Annotated in this window: 15 protein-coding genes and 3 pseudogenes; 8 read left to right on the forward strand and 10 right to left on the reverse strand. The window is 69.2% G+C overall.

Features of this window, described 5'->3' with window-relative positions:
• The coding region (locus ACWC09_RS36305; RefSeq protein WP_450855296.1) for a carboxyl transferase domain-containing protein at positions 1-464 on the reverse strand (464 nt) is incomplete at its 3' end.
• 216 nt (positions 465-680) lie between these two features.
• On the opposite strand from ACWC09_RS36305, the pseudogene ACWC09_RS36310 reads away from it, so the two are divergent.
• Positions 681-870 (forward strand): annotated as a pseudogene (locus ACWC09_RS36310) (hypothetical protein); the annotation flags it as partial.
• Between the two features lie 73 nt (positions 871-943).
• Here ACWC09_RS36310 and ACWC09_RS36315 read toward each other — a convergent pair.
• Positions 944-1,249 carry a thioesterase II family protein gene (locus ACWC09_RS36315; RefSeq protein WP_450855297.1) on the reverse strand — a complete coding sequence of 102 codons (306 nt, stop codon included), beginning with the start codon at positions 1,247-1,249 and terminating at the stop codon, positions 944-946.
• A gap of 29 nt (positions 1,250-1,278) precedes the next feature.
• Positions 1,279-1,968 (reverse strand): FadR/GntR family transcriptional regulator, encoded by a 690-nt coding sequence (locus ACWC09_RS36320; RefSeq protein WP_450855348.1) that lies wholly within the window; start codon positions 1,966-1,968, stop codon positions 1,279-1,281.
• 187 nt (positions 1,969-2,155) lie between these two features.
• On the opposite strand from ACWC09_RS36320, the gene leuA reads away from it, so the two are divergent.
• A complete protein-coding gene (gene leuA, locus ACWC09_RS36325; RefSeq protein WP_450855298.1) occupies positions 2,156-3,955 on the forward strand; it encodes a 2-isopropylmalate synthase in 1,800 nt (599 codons plus the stop codon).
• Positions 3,952-4,761, forward strand: coding sequence for an ABC transporter ATP-binding protein (locus ACWC09_RS36330; protein ID WP_450855299.1), 810 nt, complete (start codon positions 3,952-3,954; stop codon positions 4,759-4,761). Before leuA ends, ACWC09_RS36330 begins: the two co-directional genes overlap by 4 nt.
• A gap of 54 nt (positions 4,762-4,815) precedes the next feature.
• On the opposite strand, the gene ACWC09_RS36335 is transcribed toward ACWC09_RS36330, so the two are convergent.
• The 3 genes from ACWC09_RS36335 to ACWC09_RS36345 form a co-directional block, all read right to left on the reverse strand.
• Positions 4,816-5,292: a hypothetical protein gene (locus ACWC09_RS36335; RefSeq protein ID WP_450855300.1), complete on the reverse strand. Its 477-nt coding sequence runs from the start codon at positions 5,290-5,292 to the stop codon at positions 4,816-4,818.
• Positions 5,289-5,531, reverse strand: a complete 243-nt coding sequence (locus ACWC09_RS36340; protein ID WP_450855301.1) for a hypothetical protein — start codon at positions 5,529-5,531, stop codon at positions 5,289-5,291. Before ACWC09_RS36340 ends, ACWC09_RS36335 begins: the two co-directional genes overlap by 4 nt.
• Positions 5,532-5,894: 363 nt before the next feature.
• Complete coding sequence (locus ACWC09_RS36345; protein WP_450855302.1) at positions 5,895-6,161, reverse strand: hypothetical protein; 267 nt, start codon at positions 6,159-6,161, stop codon at positions 5,895-5,897.
• A gap of 547 nt (positions 6,162-6,708) precedes the next feature.
• Between ACWC09_RS36345 and ACWC09_RS36350 the strand changes: the two genes are divergently transcribed.
• Positions 6,709-7,242: a hypothetical protein gene (locus ACWC09_RS36350; protein WP_450855303.1), complete on the forward strand. Its 534-nt coding sequence runs from the start codon at positions 6,709-6,711 to the stop codon at positions 7,240-7,242.
• A gap of 184 nt (positions 7,243-7,426) precedes the next feature.
• Positions 7,427-8,941: a sialidase family protein gene (locus ACWC09_RS36355; protein WP_450855304.1), complete on the forward strand. Its 1,515-nt coding sequence runs from the start codon at positions 7,427-7,429 to the stop codon at positions 8,939-8,941.
• A gap of 66 nt (positions 8,942-9,007) precedes the next feature.
• Here the strand turns inward: ACWC09_RS36355 and ACWC09_RS36360 are convergent, their stop codons facing one another.
• Complete coding sequence (locus tag ACWC09_RS36360; protein ID WP_450855305.1) at positions 9,008-9,292, reverse strand: carboxypeptidase-like regulatory domain-containing protein; 285 nt, start codon at positions 9,290-9,292, stop codon at positions 9,008-9,010.
• Positions 9,293-9,318: 26 nt separating this feature from the next.
• On the opposite strand from ACWC09_RS36360, the pseudogene ACWC09_RS36365 reads away from it, so the two are divergent.
• Together ACWC09_RS36365 and ACWC09_RS36370 are read left to right on the forward strand one after the other, a co-directional pair.
• Positions 9,319-10,020, forward strand: a pseudogene (locus tag ACWC09_RS36365) (IS3 family transposase); the annotation flags it as partial.
• Between the two features lie 42 nt (positions 10,021-10,062).
• Positions 10,063-10,886, forward strand: a pseudogene (locus ACWC09_RS36370) (TIGR03560 family F420-dependent LLM class oxidoreductase).
• On the opposite strand, the gene ACWC09_RS36375 reads toward ACWC09_RS36370, so the two are convergent.
• Positions 10,801-11,541, reverse strand: coding sequence for a class I SAM-dependent methyltransferase (locus tag ACWC09_RS36375; RefSeq protein ID WP_450855306.1), 741 nt, complete (start codon positions 11,539-11,541; stop codon positions 10,801-10,803). The pseudogene ACWC09_RS36370 and the gene ACWC09_RS36375 sit on opposite strands and share 86 nt — an antisense overlap.
• Positions 11,542-11,639: 98 nt before the next feature.
• Positions 11,640-12,140 (reverse strand): hypothetical protein, encoded by a 501-nt coding sequence (locus tag ACWC09_RS36380; RefSeq protein ID WP_450855307.1) that lies wholly within the window; start codon positions 12,138-12,140, stop codon positions 11,640-11,642.
• Positions 12,141-12,715: 575 nt separating this feature from the next.
• Between ACWC09_RS36380 and ACWC09_RS36385 the strand changes: the two genes are divergently transcribed.
• Complete coding sequence (locus ACWC09_RS36385) at positions 12,716-14,173, forward strand: polysaccharide deacetylase family protein (RefSeq protein ID WP_450855308.1); 1,458 nt, start codon at positions 12,716-12,718, stop codon at positions 14,171-14,173.
• Positions 14,174-14,203: 30 nt separating this feature from the next.
• On the opposite strand, the gene ACWC09_RS36390 is transcribed toward ACWC09_RS36385, so the two are convergent.
• Positions 14,204-14,899 (reverse strand): response regulator, encoded by a 696-nt coding sequence (locus ACWC09_RS36390; RefSeq protein WP_450855309.1) that lies wholly within the window; start codon positions 14,897-14,899, stop codon positions 14,204-14,206.
• Positions 14,900-15,066 lie beyond the last annotated feature (167 nt).

Raw genomic sequence — 15,066 nt, forward strand, 5'->3', positions numbered from 1 at the left:
ACCGGCAGCCCGAACGCGTCGCACAACTGCAGGAAGCGTGCCGCCTTGTCGGCCGCGTCCCGGTCGATCGCCCCGCCCAGGTGCGCCGGGTTGCTTGCCTCGCGCACAAGGCGGACAACCTCCGGCTGTGTCAGTAGGTCGACCGTGTCGATGGAGTCGAAGTCGACGCCGAAGACCTTGGGTGTGACCGTGGTGAAGAAGTCGTCCACGGTCTGGCGGGCCTGCTCGACCTGGTGCTCGGAGGGGAAGGCGCCTTTGTGCTTGAGGGCCACACGAGCGTCGTTGAGACGCTTCATCGAGTCCTTCTTCGGCAGCTTGAACTCCGGCTTGAGCAGGGCCCAGTACGCGATGAACTCGGGGGCCTTGTTCACGTCGATGCGGAGGTGCTGGGTGACGATGCCGAGGTAGTTCTCGACGGCGTCGTGGAAGGAGGTGGGACATGGCAACTCCAGGTGATGGTGCACTTGTTGCGATTCTGGCGACGTCCTCACGGTTCGCGCACGTGGATATCCCTCGTGACGTCCGGCGTGCGGTGACTCCCCCGTCGTTGCCGGCGGACGCTGAGACGGCTCAGCCGGGCCACACCGTGTACACGGCTCGGACAGCCTTGGCCACAGCAGGAATGCCGGTCCACGCCTCGCGGTAGCTCATGCCGGTCGGCAGGTTGTCGGGGACGTTGCGACCGCTACTGGCAGCGCACCAGCCCGACGCCGGCCAGAAGTACACCGAGCGTCCGGCCCTGGCCTTGAAGGAGATCGGAGTCCGCCCGGCCTGAAGGAGATCGGAGTCCGCCCGGCCTGGCGGAAGACCGGCGCCGCCCGCCGCATCCACGACGCCACGCTCATGGTCAACCCGGCCGCCGGCGACGGGTACGAGAAGGAGCAGGATGCCCGGAGGCCACAAGGACGGTCTGCCGCTGGTCAGGCACTCGTAGGACGACCTCCTAAGCCACCGCCGCCCCCAGGCTGTGACCGAAGAAGATCACCGGGCCGCCCTCGTGTACCCGGGCGAGTACTTCGGCCACCTGATCCGCGAGGACGTGGACATCTGCGAAAAGGGGTTCTCGTTGGCGTTCCCCGCGCCCGGGGTACTGGACACACGCCGTCCGCGCCGTGTCGGCCAGCTGCGCCGCCAGGTGCTGGTAGGAGCCGGCGGAGCCGCCTGAGTGCGGGAAGAAGAGGACCGTCCAGGGCGTGGTGGGCGGTGCAGAGACGGGGAAATACCGTATCCACGGTTCGGCGTCGAGCATGACTACCGTCCTCTGAAGGGCAGACGAGGTCAGAGGGAGTGAAGCAAGGTGAGAGTCTGTTTGAGTTCGTCCCGCAGCGCGCGTCCGGCTGCCTCGGCGTCCCCCTGCACGACAGCGTTGATCAGTACGGTGTGCCCCTCGTCGCCGTGGTTCGGATTGTCGGAGCGCAGGTTGAGCAGTTCGACCAGATCGAGAAGCCGTCGTTGCAGCACGGGTACGAACTCGGTGAACAATCCTGCGAGCACCGGGTTGTGCGCTGCGGCGACCACGGCCTCGTGCAAGGCGATGTCGGCCTCGACGAATTCGGCGTTGCCTGCGTTCGCAGCGTCCCGGCGCCTGGCCAGGGCACTGTGCAGGGCGGCGATGTCGTCGTCGGTGCGGCGTTGCGCGGCCAACTGCGCGGCTTCGACTTCCACGAGCATTCGGACCTCGTAGACATCGGTGATGGCCGCCTGGCGGAGCCGGGTGGCCCAGTCCTCCTTGGGCTTGGTCGCGATGACGAAGACACCGGCTCCCTGGCGTGCCTGCACCAGCCCGGCGCCGGCCAGTGCCCGCAGAGCTTCACGAACGGTTGAGCGCCCCACACCAAGGGACGTGGCCAGAGTGGTCTCGCCGGGGAGCTTCGTCCCCACGGCCCATTCACCCCCGGTGATCTGTTCGCGCAGGTGCTCAGTGGCCTGCTCGACCAAAGGGGACGGCCGCAAGGCACCTAGTGACATGTGAGGTTCACCTTCCCACACCTCTCAGGTTGTCTGAGGAGCTGAGTTGTCGTTACTGTACCCCCATGCTGCTGCACGAGCTTCTTCTCCTCGGCTGCCGCTGCGGGGCCTGACACGACCGGCACCCCGCAGCGGGCTACCGGGCTGCGCCGGTCAACGTCTGGCCGACTGAAAGAAGTTCCGCACAATGGCCTCCTCCTTCCAAAGCACGGTGTTTCCCACCCTGCGCACTCCCTCCGGTGGCATCCCGGCTGATGCCCCCCGGTGGAACCCCCAGCGCCCGAGCGCGATGCCGCATCACCGCTACCAGCCCGCAGACCAGCGCGTCGCCCTGCCCCTGACAGACAGGACCTGGCCGTCGCACCGGCTCGAGCGGGCTCCGCTGTGGGTGCCGGTCGACCTGCGCGACGGGAACCAGGCCCTGGCCGAGCCGATGGACACCGAGCGCAAGCGCCGGATGTTCGACCTCTTGGTCACCATGGGCTTCAAGGAGATCGAGGTAGGTTACCCCTCCGCCAGCCAGACCGACTTCGACTTCGTGCGTCACCTGGCTCACAGCGGCGCTGTCCCCGATGACGTGACCGTCTCCGTGTTCACCGCGGCCCGCCAGGACCTGATCGACCGGACCATCACCTCCGTCGAAGGACTCCCCCGCACCCTCGTGCACCTCTACACCGCGACCGCCCCCACGTGGCGGGACGTGGTCCTGGGCCGCTCCCGCGCCGAAGTCCACGAGCTGATCCGGGATGCCGCCGCCCACCTGATGCGCCGTGCCGAAGAACGGCCGGATGCCGACATCCGGTTCGAGTTCTCCCCGGAGGTCTTCAACCTCACCGAGCCGGACTTCGTCCTGGACGTGTGCAACAGCCTGACCGAGCTGTGGGAAGCGAGCCCGGACCGGCCGGTGGTGCACAACCTGCCCGCGACGGTGGAGATCGCCACTCCCAATGTCTACGCGGACCAGATCGAGTACATGAACCGCCACCTGGCGCGCCGCGAGTCCGTGATTCTGTCGGTCCACCCGCACAACGACCGCGGCACCGGCGTCGCCTGTGCCGAACTCGCCGTCCTAGCAGGGGCGCAGCGCGTGGAGGGCTGCCTGTTCGGCAACGGCGAGCGCACCGGGAACGTCGACCTGGTGACGCTGGCGCTGAACCTGTACGCACAGGGCGTGAACCCGATGATCGACTTCTCCGACATCGACGCGGTGCGCGAGGCGGTGGAGTACTGCAACAGGCTGCCGGTCCACCCCCGCCACCCCTACGGGGGCGACCTCGTTCACACGGCCTTCTCCGGCACCCACCAGGACGCCATCGCCAAGGGCATGACCCACCACGCCAAGCAGGCCGCCGAGAAGGGCCTGCCCGTCGAGGAAGCCCCATGGGCCGTGCCGTATCTGCCCATCGACCCGGGCGACATCGGGCGCACGTACGAGGAAGTCATCCGCATCAACTCCCAGTCCGGCAAGGGAGGCATCGCCCACCTGCTGCACACCCACCACGGCCTGGACCTGCCCCAGACGATGCGCCCGGACTTCTCTCGCGCGGTCCAGCACGTCACCGACGCCACCGGTCAGGAGTTGTCCCACAAAGAGCTGTGGGAGCTCTTCCGCACCACGTACATCATCCCGGCACTGGACGGCCCGGTCACACTGGCGTCCTGGAGCGCCACGGAACCAGCTCCCGGCGAGCACCGGTTCACCTGCACTCTGCACATCAGCGGACAGGAGCGCTCCTGCCAGGGCACCGGAAACGGGCCCCTGTCCGCCCTCGCCGATGCGCTCCGGAATGTCGGAATCACCGTCGACATCCTCAGCTACACCGAGCACTCCACCAGCACAGGACCGGGCAGCCCCGCCGTCGCCTACGCCGAGTGCCGCGTGAACGAGGTCACCTGCTGGGGAGCGGGCTGGGATACCTCGGTTCTGACCGCATCGGTCCACGCCGTCATGTCCGCCGTCAACCGCTCTGGTCGGGCCTCCTCGTGAGCGCAGCCCCGGTACTGCGCGTCGAAGATGTGGATGTCGTCCGCGAGGGCAATCCGATTCTGCGTGAGGTGTCGCTGACCGTACGAGCCGGTGAGCACTGGGCGCTGCTCGGCGCCAATGGGGCGGGCAAGAGCACCCTGCTCAGTCTCCTCGGGGCGCTCGCGCACCCCACTCGCGGCATCGTGGAGGTACTGGGCCACCGGCTGGGACGGGTCGACATGCGGCAACTGCGCTCGTACGTCGGCCATGTGAACCCGCGGCACGATCTGCGCTCGCCCCTCAAGGTCGAGGACGTTGTCCTGACCGGACTGACCAACACCATCGAACGCGTGCCCCGCTGGAAGCCGACGCCCCAACAAGTCGCCGATGCCGACCGTCTCATCGCCCTGCTCGGCCTCAGCGATCGGCACAGTGCACGCTGGCCCACGCTGTCCCAAGGGGAACGGGGCCGTGCATTGATCGCTCGGGCTCTCATGCCCAGTCCGCAACTGCTGCTGCTCGACGAGCCTGCGACCGGCCTTGACGTCGCCGGCCGCGAGCAGCTCATCGAACGGATCGACACGCTTCAACACACCTACCCGGATCTCGCATCGGTCCTGGTCACCCACCATCTGGAGGAGCTGCCTCCCGGGACGACCGATGTGATGCTGCTGCGTGACGGGCGTTGTCTGGCGTCCGGTCCCTCCGACGAGGTCCTGACCAGCGACCAGGTCAGCAAGTGTTTCGATCATCCCATTCTCCTCACCCGCGTCGATGGGCGTTGGAGTGTGAGGGCCAACCGCCCGGCCAGACCACAAGTCGGCTGAGAAGGTTGTCGCGGCGGTGCGCTCCCACCGGAGCACTCCGCCGCGTGCGCTCCCTCAGGACAGCGACTTCTCGGCCTTCTCGACAGCCTCCTGAGCCTGGCCCCAGTCGCCGTCGAAGTGATCGGCCAGGGCGTGAAGCCACCGCTCGATCCCGAAACCGACACAGCTGGTGGACACCGGGCCTCCGTTGGGCAGCGATATGGAGCATCGCTCGCCGAAGAAGGTGTGGTGCGTGTTCACGGAGGCGATCGCCATGCCCTTGTACAGGTACTCGTGTTTGACCGGGACGATCTGCTGGAAGGTGGCGCGTTCTCCGGACTGGTCGTAGAAGGGGTCGGAGGCCGCGCGGCGTTCCAATGGCAGACCGATCTCACCGGCCAGGGTCTGCAGGAAGTGGGCGGAGTGATCGAGGTGGGCCGTGACCTGGTCTGGGGTTCCCAGCGCCACGACCTCGCGCATCCGGAACGCCTTGAGTCGGCGGAGTCCGTCGAAGTGATCCTCGTTACGGAAGCACTGCCCCAGCAGGGTCACCAGCTCTCCGCCCTCGGCACCTGCCGACCCCTGAAGTGGAGGTACACCCCGTAGCAGGCGCTGGACGGGAGTGCCAGACCGGCTGAGCGCAGTGAGCCGGGCGCGAACCCTCCCGAGACGGCCTCCTGCTCGATCTGTTCGGTCCCTGCCGTGGCAACGTCCAGGGCCGAGGAGACGAGGGCGAGCTGAGGGAAGTTCCGGTAGACGTCGAGCGTGGCGAGGTCAGCTACCGGCAACAACGGCGGCACAGTCAGTGCCGCCGCCCCCGAGCCGTGGGCCCAGCCTGTGTGGATACGGTCCAGCGTCCCGGCGAGCCGCGTTGCTCCTCCTCCAGTGCAGCAAGTTCTTCCGCTGCACCGTCTGCGGCACCCACCTCGCCTACACCGACGCCTCATAACGGCCACTGAACTCGGTGGTCTGCGAGATCGAACCGATCATCCCTTCAAAGAACCGCTACCCCCTGTTGTGGTCCTGCCGACGGGGGCACACTGGTCAGCGTCCGCACCCGGTCGACTGCCCGCCGCGCCCGGGCGTCCTGCTGTTCGGCCAGCGTTCCTCCCTCATCAAGCCGCTCAGGCTGTACCAGCGGGGAAGAGCTGTGGCTACGCGGGTTCGGAGGGTTGGATGGTTCCCACGTCCGCCGCGTCGGCACGCTGGAACGTCAGCACCCAGCGTTGACGTGGGTTGCTGGAATCCTCGTGACGGCTGGTCAGCTTCCATCCCTCAGATTCGATCACCGTGATGTACCGGCCCTGAATCTGCTCATTGGACGAGGCCAGCCTGAAGACGTAGGTGCTCTCTCCCCGTTCCCGCGCCGCAATCGCCCCCTCGGTCATCCGTCTGCGCCCCCACTTCTGCAACAACCCCACGGTCTGATCCCCTCCTGCAGAACCGGACTTCGGCCCGAAAGTCCATGTCACTGAGACGGTAGTCCATCTGCGAGGGCCGCTTGACGGAAGGCAGGTGCACTGGTGCGGCATACGGACTCCACCCGCACCAAGCTCCCGAGTGTCGGCCTTGCAGCGCGCCGTCGTGTCCGCAACGTGGTCCGAGTCCGCCAGGTCGGCCCGCATCGTGGCGGCCAGGTCGACGCCTTGTGCACCAGGTCACCCGTACCGCGCCGGAACGTGCCGGGGACCGGCCGGGAGCGACTGGGCAAGCCGCCGCCCTCCTCCACATCGCCGACCCGGCCTTCGACCCGCTGCCCGACACTCCCCCAAGGTGTGCCGGGCTGGCCACCGAGCAGCCCGGCACACCGTGCGAAACCTGGGGCGTGCCCGACCTGGTGCAGCGCGAGGGGCGGCCGGCCGGGACCTGGCACCCGCCTGGGACCCTCAACCCCGGCGACCGCCACATCGGCAACCGCTACGTCCTCCACCTCGACCAACACCCCCCCCAGCTGACGGCTCCTCGCCCTTGGGCGGGCTGTCCGGGGCCGCCCTGTTCTGCGGCCACCTGCTCACCGGCGTCATCGCCACCGACCCGGCCGGCCACGCCCACGCCGCCCTCGAAGCCGTCCCCGCCTACGTCCTCTTCAACGCCCCCGCCTTCCGCACGGCCCTCGCCGACCACCTGTCCCACCACGCGGCACCGGTCCTCGAACCCGCCGAATGGCAGCACCTGAGCGAACCCGCCGACCCGGCCGGCACGCTGGCCGGCTCCCCCGCGGCCCTGCTGCGCGCCCGCCGTCAGACCGTCCCCTTCCGCGGCCGCACCCGCCTCCTCGACCGCCTGAACACCTGGGCGGGCGAACCCGGCTCCTCCGCACTGCTGCTGCACGGCCCCGGCGGACAGCACAAAACCCGCCTGGCCCAGCGCCTCGCCACCACCCTCACCCAGCAGCACTGGACCGCGCTCTGGCTGCGCCCCGACCTCTCCAAGGCGGACTATCAAAGTGTCCGAGGGTCAAGGGGACGTCAATTCCCTGCGATTCAGGCGGTGTTGCAATGAAAAGCGTTGACATGACCATGCTTGCGCAGCAGAGTGTCGACGTCCCTCAGCACGTCCTGCACGACGTTCGGTTCGGCCGGGCTCCGCCCGCCCTGATGGCGCGGACGTGTACGAGGCATGCTCCCGACCCCACTTCGCGACGCACCGATGCCGGACGTGCCCCTTCTGTGAAAGGGAACGGATCATGTCCCTGGCATCCCTGCTCCACCGCCTGGCGAGACCCGGCCTGGTGACGGCGGCCCTCGCGGCCGGCGCGCTGGCACTCTCCACGACCAGCGCCAGTGCCGCGCCCGCCCTCACCCAGATCAGCACCGACCCCTACACCAACTCCACCAGCCAGCACGCCACCGAGGTCGAGCCGGACACCTTCTCGTTCGGCTCCACCATCGTCTCCGCCTTCCAGGTCGGCAGGTTCACCGACGGTGGCGGCTCGAACGTCGGCTTCGCGACCTCCAAGGACGGTGGCGCCACCTGGACCAGGGGCTTCCTGCCGGGGATCACCACGCAGGCGGGCGGCACCTTCCAGCGGGTCAGCGACGCGTCGGTGACCTACGACGCGAAGCACAACATCTGGCTGATCTCCAGCATCCCCATCACCTCGTCCGTCACCGTGCCCGAGGTCTTCACCAGCCGCTCCACCGACGGCGGACTGACCTGGAGCAACCCCGTGGTCACCGCGACCGGCTCCAGCCTCGACAAGAACTGGGTCGTCTGCGACAACACCGCCACGAGCGCCTTCTACGGCAACTGCTACACCGAGTACGACAACAACGGCGACAGCGATCGCATCAAGATGACCACCTCCTCCGACGGCGGCCTCACCTGGGGCGCGTCGAAGAACACCGGCAACAACGCCACGGGTTTGGGCGGGCAGCCCGTCGTACAGCCGAACGGCACCGTGGTGGTCCCGATCGCCAACGCCTCGGAGACCGCGATCCGGGCCTTCACGTCCACCAACGGCGGCAGCAGCTGGACCAACGCCACCACGGTGGCCACTGTCAGTACGTTCACGGTGCGCGGCGGTCTGCGCAGCGGCCCGCTGCCCTCCGCCGAGATCGACGCCGCCGGGAAAGTCTACGTCGTCTGGCAGGACTGCCGGTTCCGCGCGAGCGGAGGCTCCTGCACCTCCAACGACATCGTGATGGCGACGACCACCAACGGCACCACCTGGTCGTCGGTGACCCGCATCCCGATCGACGCGACGACCAGCACCGTCGACCACTTCATCCCCGGCCTCGCCGTCGACCCGGCCACCTCGGGCACCACCGCGCACCTGGCACTGACGTACTACTACCACCCGACCGCCAACTGCACCGCTTCCACCTGCCAGTTGGACGTCGGCTACGTCTCCTCGACCAACGGCGGCAGCACCTGGACCGCGTCGACCCAGCTGGCCGGCCCGATGACCCACTCCTGGCTGGCGAGCACCACCCAGGGCACCATGGTCGGCGACTACATCTCGACGTCCTTCTCCGGCGGAACGGCACACCCCGTGTTCGCCGTGGCCTCGGCCCCCAGCGGGTCGGTCTTCAACGAGGCGATGTACACGCCGACCTCAGGCCTCACCGCAGCTGCCGGCTCCGCTGCCGTGACGACCGCCACCGCGCGTGACAACGCCTTCTCGGCGCGCCTGGCCGCGATCGCCTACGCGCAGTGGCTGGCCAACGGCGGCACCGGAGGCGGCGAGGACAGCCCCTGACCGGCAACCCTTGATCGCCCACGGCCGCCCCGGCAGTTGTGCCGGGGCGGCTCCGCGTCTCGGGTCTCAGCGGATGCCCGAATCGAAGGGGATGGTGACCGTGGTGAACCGTCCGCTGGCGACGGTGACAGACATCGGCTGGGCGATCGGGGTGACGGCGCCGGTGAGGTTGGCGGGGTGGATGGTATGGGTGCCTGGTGGCAGCGGGATGCGGAAGTGGCCGTCGGTGTCGCTAGTGGTCTCGGTGACCGTCCGTTGGGGTTCGCCGGCGGTGATGGTCAGCCGGGCGCTCGGGGGGCGGTCGGGGCAGGGGCTGTGGTCGCGGGCCATCGGGCAGCCGGCGTCGACCATGGTGCGGCCCTTGATCCCGGAGTCGAGTGCGGTCGGCGATCCGGCTCCGTGAGAGTCCCCGCATCCGGTGGCCGAGAGCGCGGCGGCCAGAGCCAGGACGGCGAGCGCGGTGCGAGTCCGGCGGCGCCTACGGCTCCCCGCGCGTGACCGCCGAGCTCCGCGAGAAAGGGCGGCGTGTCAACGAAAAGCGGGTCGCCCGGATCATGCGGGCGTTCTCCATCACCGGAATCCGCCTGCGCAGACGCATGCGCACCACCGTCCCGGACCCGGCCACCTCACCGGTCCCGGACCTGTTCCAGCGGGACTTCACCGCCACCGAGCCGGGCCGCAAATACATGGGCGACATCACGTATCTCCCGCTCGCAGGCGGGGAGTTACTCTATCTCGCTACCGTGCTGGACTGCTTCAGCCGCAAGGTCGTCGGCTGGTCCATCGCCGACCACATGCGCACCGATCTGGTCGCCGACGCACTGCGGATGGCCGCCTCGACCCGCGGCGGCCTGGACGGCGCCGTGTTCCACTCCGACCACGGAGCGCAATACGGCTCCGGGGCCTTCGCCGGCCTCTGCGACCAGTTCGGGGTGACCCGGGCGATGGGCGCGGTCGGCACCAGCGCCGACAACGCGGCCTGCGAAAGCTTCCACGCCTCCCTGAAACGCGAGACCCTCCAGGGCGCCCACGACTACGGCGACGCCGGCACCTGCCGCAAGACCGTCTTCTCCTGGCTGACCGCGACGAGCTGATTCGACCACCCCGACGGAGGCGGTGCGCTGCGCGCCGAGCTGACCGCCGCGGGGGCCGCGGCGGAGGCTGCCGGCGTGAACCGGCTGTTGGTCATGGACCACTACTTCCAGATGGAGTTCAACGGCGGCGCCGAGGCCCCCATGCTGGAGGCCTACACGGCCCTGGCCTACCTGGCCGCCCACACCTCCACGGTGCGACTGGGCGCCCTGGTCACCGGGGTGACGTACCGTCACCCGGGCCTGCTCGCCAAGATCGCCACCACGCTCGACGTCCTGTCCGGAGGCCGGGCCACCCTCGGCATCGGAGCCGCCTGGTACGACCGCGAGCACCACGGCCTGGGCGTGCCCTACCCGCCGCTCGCGGAACGATTCGAGCGGCTGGAGGAGACCCTGCGCATCTGCCTGCAGATGTGGGACCCGGACGACAACGGGCCCTTCGAGGGCCGCTACTACCAACTCGCCGAGACCCTGTGCGTCCCACCGCCGGTCAGCAGCCCGCACCCCGAGATCATGATCGGCGGCGGCTGTGAGAAGAAGACCCTGCGGCTCGTCGCCCGGTACGCCGACGCCTGCAACCTGTTCGCGACCTCGCCCGAGGAGGTCGCGTACAAGCTGGACGTGCTGCGCGGGCACTGCGACGAGGCGGACCGCGACTACGACGCCGTCCGCCGGACCCTCACGTACGAGCGGCCGCCACCGAGGAGGACCTGGACACCTTCACCCGCGACATCGAGCCCTACGGCAAGCTCGGCGTCGACACGGTGATCATCTCGCGCCATCTGGGCGCCACGTCGCGCTGGATGGAGACCTTCGCCGCCCCGGCCGTACGGCGACTGGCCGAACTGGGCTGAGACGGCTCGGAAAGCCGGCCGCCTCCCCACAGGCGGCCGGTTCCGTCAGCGCAGCGTGAAGAAGATCATGGGGTTGTCCCTGCTGTCCCGGACGGGGTGGCCCAGAGCGAGGGTCCGTTTGATGTCGTTCAGGTGTGAACGGCAGCGGCCTGCGGCCGTGGAAGACGTCGTGGACGCACACCGGTATACCCGGCCGCATGCGCGGCAGCAGGTGCTGGATGTACCAGCGGGCGAAGCTCGCGGAGTGGGCCGCGTCGATGAAGAGGAAGTCCGCGGTATCCGGGATCTTCTCCAGGTTCTCCCGGGCGTCTCCCTGCGTGAACGTCCAGCGCCCGGTGGACAGTTGCTCGGGGACGTTCCGCGCGACGTGGTCCACGATGTCGTACGAGTACAGGTGGCCGGTGCCGTTGTCCTTCAGGGCCTGGAGGATCCAGGTGGTGGACCAGCCGTGGAAGGTGCCGATCTCGACCACCGTCTCCAGGCGGGCCTCGCGCAACAGGAGGTAGGTGATCTCCGCCTCGATGTCGTCGAGTTGGGCCTTCAGCGAGGTCGTCGGCGCGAGCAGTCCCCGCTGCTGCTCGCGGACCCGGTCGAGATCGTGGGCGTAGGTGCGGTAGAGCCCGACGATGTGGTCGATGTCGATGTGCTGGTGCATGCGCGCTCCGTGCGAAAACCGGTCTGGTTGGTTCAGGGCGCGGTGACGCTAAGGCGCGGGAGGGAAGGGCACGTCACACCCGGGTGCCAACTCGGGTGTCACACCCGGGTACTAGAGGGCCTGTGTGACGACGTGATCAGAACTCGGGCCGCCGTACCGCGTTCGCGCAGGACGTCGAACCCGCGAATCGTCAGGACCGCGCACAGAGCCGCGAGGGGGAGTTCCGCGCCGACTGCCATGGCCAGGGCTGATACGAAGTCACCGCTCGACGCCGCTGTGGTGGTGTCGAACCAGGCGTCGGCGAGCAGCAGCACGGCGGTCGCGGAGGCCGCGAGGACGCTCCGGGGGTCACACCACAGGACCAGCAGACCCGTGGTGACGAGGCCGACGGCTTCGAGGCTGTCGAGTCCGACCCACGTCAGGGACTCCTGGGCGGTACCGACGATGGCCGGAAAGCCCGTGGCCAGCACGACCAGCCAGGGCAGCAGAGCGAGGCCGCAGGCGACGAGGACGTAGCCGATCCGGCACCGGGTGCGCTCGTCCATGTCGGACGCGCCGGTCGGCACGCCGGTACGGTGCGGAAGGTCGAGGACGCTCATGGGGCGGTCTCCTGGTTCGCCGGAAAACGGCGGCTCGGGCGGTACGGCCCGCTACGGGTTCAGGCCCGGGCCGGCCGTGGCCGGTCGTGCGGAAGCCCGGATCCGGAACGGCCTGTGGTGTCTGGTCGCCGCCCGAAGGGGGCGACGACGTCATCGTCCCCCGGTCGTCTGAGCATTCACTGGGAGCCTCATGAAAATGACCTTCCAGTCGCCGGGCAGGACCCAGGCCGCCGCGGTACTCCTGGTGGCGTTGACCACGCGCCCGACCCTCGTCCGCCAGGAACGAGTGGTGACGAGTTGTGAGGATCTGACGGGGATGTTCCATGCGAGCCGGCGACCCGCCAGGCTGCCGGGGAACGATGCCCCCGCCGCTCCTCCGGCCCGGGCCCCTGGTGGAGGAGAGAGTGGTCACACGTGGGGCGGCGGGGATTGATGGGACAGGTCATAAGGACATAGCTTGCGGCCGTCAAAGCGCTTTCCCCCATCGGCGGCACCTGCGAGACGCCGTGGCGCGGAGACGGCCGGCACGCCGCACATGCCACTTTCCCCGGCACCTCACGCACCAAGGTTCCTCCATGCCCCGACGCATCCTCGCCCCCGCGCTCCTCCTGCTCGGCTCGCTCGCGCTGACCACCGCCTGCGCCGGCGGATCGTCTCCGGCGGACTCCGCACCCGCTCACGACAGCTCGTCCAACAGCCCGTCCGGGTCTGGAGGGACCGACACCACCGCCACCCAGACCGGCCTGTCCAGGCTCAAGGGCGTCAGCATCGTCAGTGACAGCAGCACCGACCGCTCCTGCCCCTGGGCCACGGCCTACCCGGACGTCCCCGGGGCGGACGCGATGACGGCCGCGATGAAGAAGGACGTGGACGCACGCCTGGAGACCTTCCGCACGGGATCGTGCCAGGAGGGCCGGGACGGCGGCGAGGGGACCGAGCTGAACGTCAGCTTCTCGTTCCTCGCGGCCTCCGGCGACGTACTGGGTGTCCGGCTGGTGACGGTCGACCGTTCGTCGGCCGGGGACGGCCTGGCCACCAAGTCGTACTGGTACGACGGCACCGCCAAGCGGTACCGGACGTCCGCCGGGCTCATCGCCGACGGCTCGCGGGACGCCTTCGTCGAGGCCGTGGAGAAGGCCCTGGAGCACCGGGAGGGGGTCACCGCCGACACCCTCGCCTCGTCGCTCGGCGACCGCGAGTACCGCGACACCTACCTGGACGACATGAGCTTCACCTCCGGCGGAGGCCTGAAGGTGGACTTCGACCGGGACACCGTCGGCGTCGCCGCGGCCGGCCGTGTCTCCGTCACGCTCCCCAAGGCGACCGTCACTCCGTTCCTGTCCGACTTCGGAGCCCACGCCCGGCGCCAGACCGTCCACCCGGACGGCAAACTCGACCTCGGTGCCACCAACACGCCCGCCCAGACCGTCACCGCGCAGCCGGACCAGGGCAAGGACTCCACGGACTGCTCCAAGCTCAAGTGCCTCGCCCTGACCTTCGACGACGGTCCCGCCGTCCCCTACACCGGAACGCTGCTGAAGTACCTCGCCCAGTACAAGGCGCGCGCCACCTTCTTCGTCGTCGGCCAGAACGTCGCCACCCACCCGGAGGTCGTCCGGGCCGAGATGGAGTCCGGCCACGAGGTGGGCAACCACTCCTGGAACCACCCGGTCCTCACCAACCTGACCTCGGCCCAGGTCCGCTCCCAGCTGGAGCGCACCAGCGCGGCGATCAAGGCCGCCACCGGCAAGGAGCCGACGCTGTTCCGCCCGCCGTACGGCGCGATCGACGGCACGGTCCGGGCGGTCACCCCCCTGTCACCCGTGCTGTGGACCATGGACACCGAGGACTGGAAGTACCCGAATGCCGCGAAGGTCGCGCAGAGCGTCATCAGCAAGGCCAAGCGCAACGACGTCATCCTGATCCACGACATCCACCCCACCTCGGTCGCCGCCGTCCCCGAGATCCTGCGTACCCTCACCGCCCAGGGCTACCACTTCGTCACGGTCAGCCACCTGCGTGCGACGCTCTGAGCCGCGGCAGCCACGTTCCGGGCAGCATGCCTAGGTGCCCGTGGCCGGGTGGGACATCCCCGGGGCGACCAGCCCCGACTCGTAGGCCAGGACGACGAGTTGCGCCCGGTCGCGGGCACCGAGCTTGGCGAGCAGCCGGGTCATGTGGGTCTTGACGGTCTGCTGGGCCACCACCAGTCTCGCGGCGACCTCCGTGTTCGACAGGCCCTGCGCCACCAGGAGCAGAACCTCCGCCTCCCGTGGCGTGAGGCCGTTCAGCCGCAGCCTGGGGTCCCGGCGCGGGACGGGGCGGCGCCGAGCCACGTCCTCGATGAGGCGCCGGGTGACGGACGGGGCGAGCAGCGCCTCACCGGCGGCGATCACCCGCACCGCCTGCACGAGTTCGGCGACCGGGGCGTCCTTGAGGAGAAAGCCGCTGGCTCCGGCGTGCAGGGCCTCGTAGACGTAGTCGTCGATGTCGAAGGTGGTCAGCATGAGCACCTTGGGACGGTGCACCACACCGGGCGGCGGGTCGAGCAGCTGCCGTGCTGCCTCCAGCCCGTCCATCTGCGGCATCCGTACGTCCATCAGCACCACGTCGGGATGCGTGCTGCGGCTGACCTCGATGCCGAGGCGGCCGTTGGGCGCCTCCCCCACGACGTCGATGTCGCTCTGCGCCGACAGCAATGCCGCGAACCCCGACCGCACCATGTCCTGGTCGTCCACGACGACCACCCGGATGGTCATGCTCATCTCTCCTGTCCCCGCGACCTGACGAGCCTCCACTCTCCCCTCGTGGCAGGGGCCGCCGCCTCGGTCGAACGGCCATGAGCGAACGGCCCGGACGGGCCGGCCTCGGCCGAACGGCGGATGACGGAAGGTCACGGGCTCCCCGGCGCCGGTCGGGGCGTCGT

Source organism: Streptomyces sp. NPDC001617 (assembly GCF_053596855.1).

What these genes read in the sequence shown, in the direction of transcription:
- ACWC09_RS36315 (WP_450855297.1), bottom strand. Translation starts at nt 1,249, where the DNA reads ATGCTCGACGCCGAACCGTGGATACGGTATTTCCCCGTCTCTGCACCG.
- ACWC09_RS36320 (WP_450855348.1), bottom strand. Translation starts at nt 1,968, where the DNA reads ATGTCACTAGGTGCCTTGCGGCCGTCCCCTTTGGTCGAGCAGGCCACT.
- leuA (WP_450855298.1), top strand. Translation starts at nt 2,156, where the DNA reads ATGGCCTCCTCCTTCCAAAGCACGGTGTTTCCCACCCTGCGCACTCCC.
- ACWC09_RS36355 (WP_450855304.1), top strand. Translation starts at nt 7,427, where the DNA reads ATGTCCCTGGCATCCCTGCTCCACCGCCTGGCGAGACCCGGCCTGGTG.
- ACWC09_RS36360 (WP_450855305.1), bottom strand. Translation starts at nt 9,292, where the DNA reads ATGGTCGACGCCGGCTGCCCGATGGCCCGCGACCACAGCCCCTGCCCC.
- ACWC09_RS36375 (WP_450855306.1), bottom strand. Translation starts at nt 11,541, where the DNA reads ATGCACCAGCACATCGACATCGACCACATCGTCGGGCTCTACCGCACC.
- ACWC09_RS36380 (WP_450855307.1), bottom strand. Translation starts at nt 12,140, where the DNA reads ATGAGCGTCCTCGACCTTCCGCACCGTACCGGCGTGCCGACCGGCGCG.
- ACWC09_RS36385 (WP_450855308.1), top strand. Translation starts at nt 12,716, where the DNA reads ATGCCCCGACGCATCCTCGCCCCCGCGCTCCTCCTGCTCGGCTCGCTC.
- ACWC09_RS36390 (WP_450855309.1), bottom strand. Translation starts at nt 14,899, where the DNA reads ATGACCATCCGGGTGGTCGTCGTGGACGACCAGGACATGGTGCGGTCG.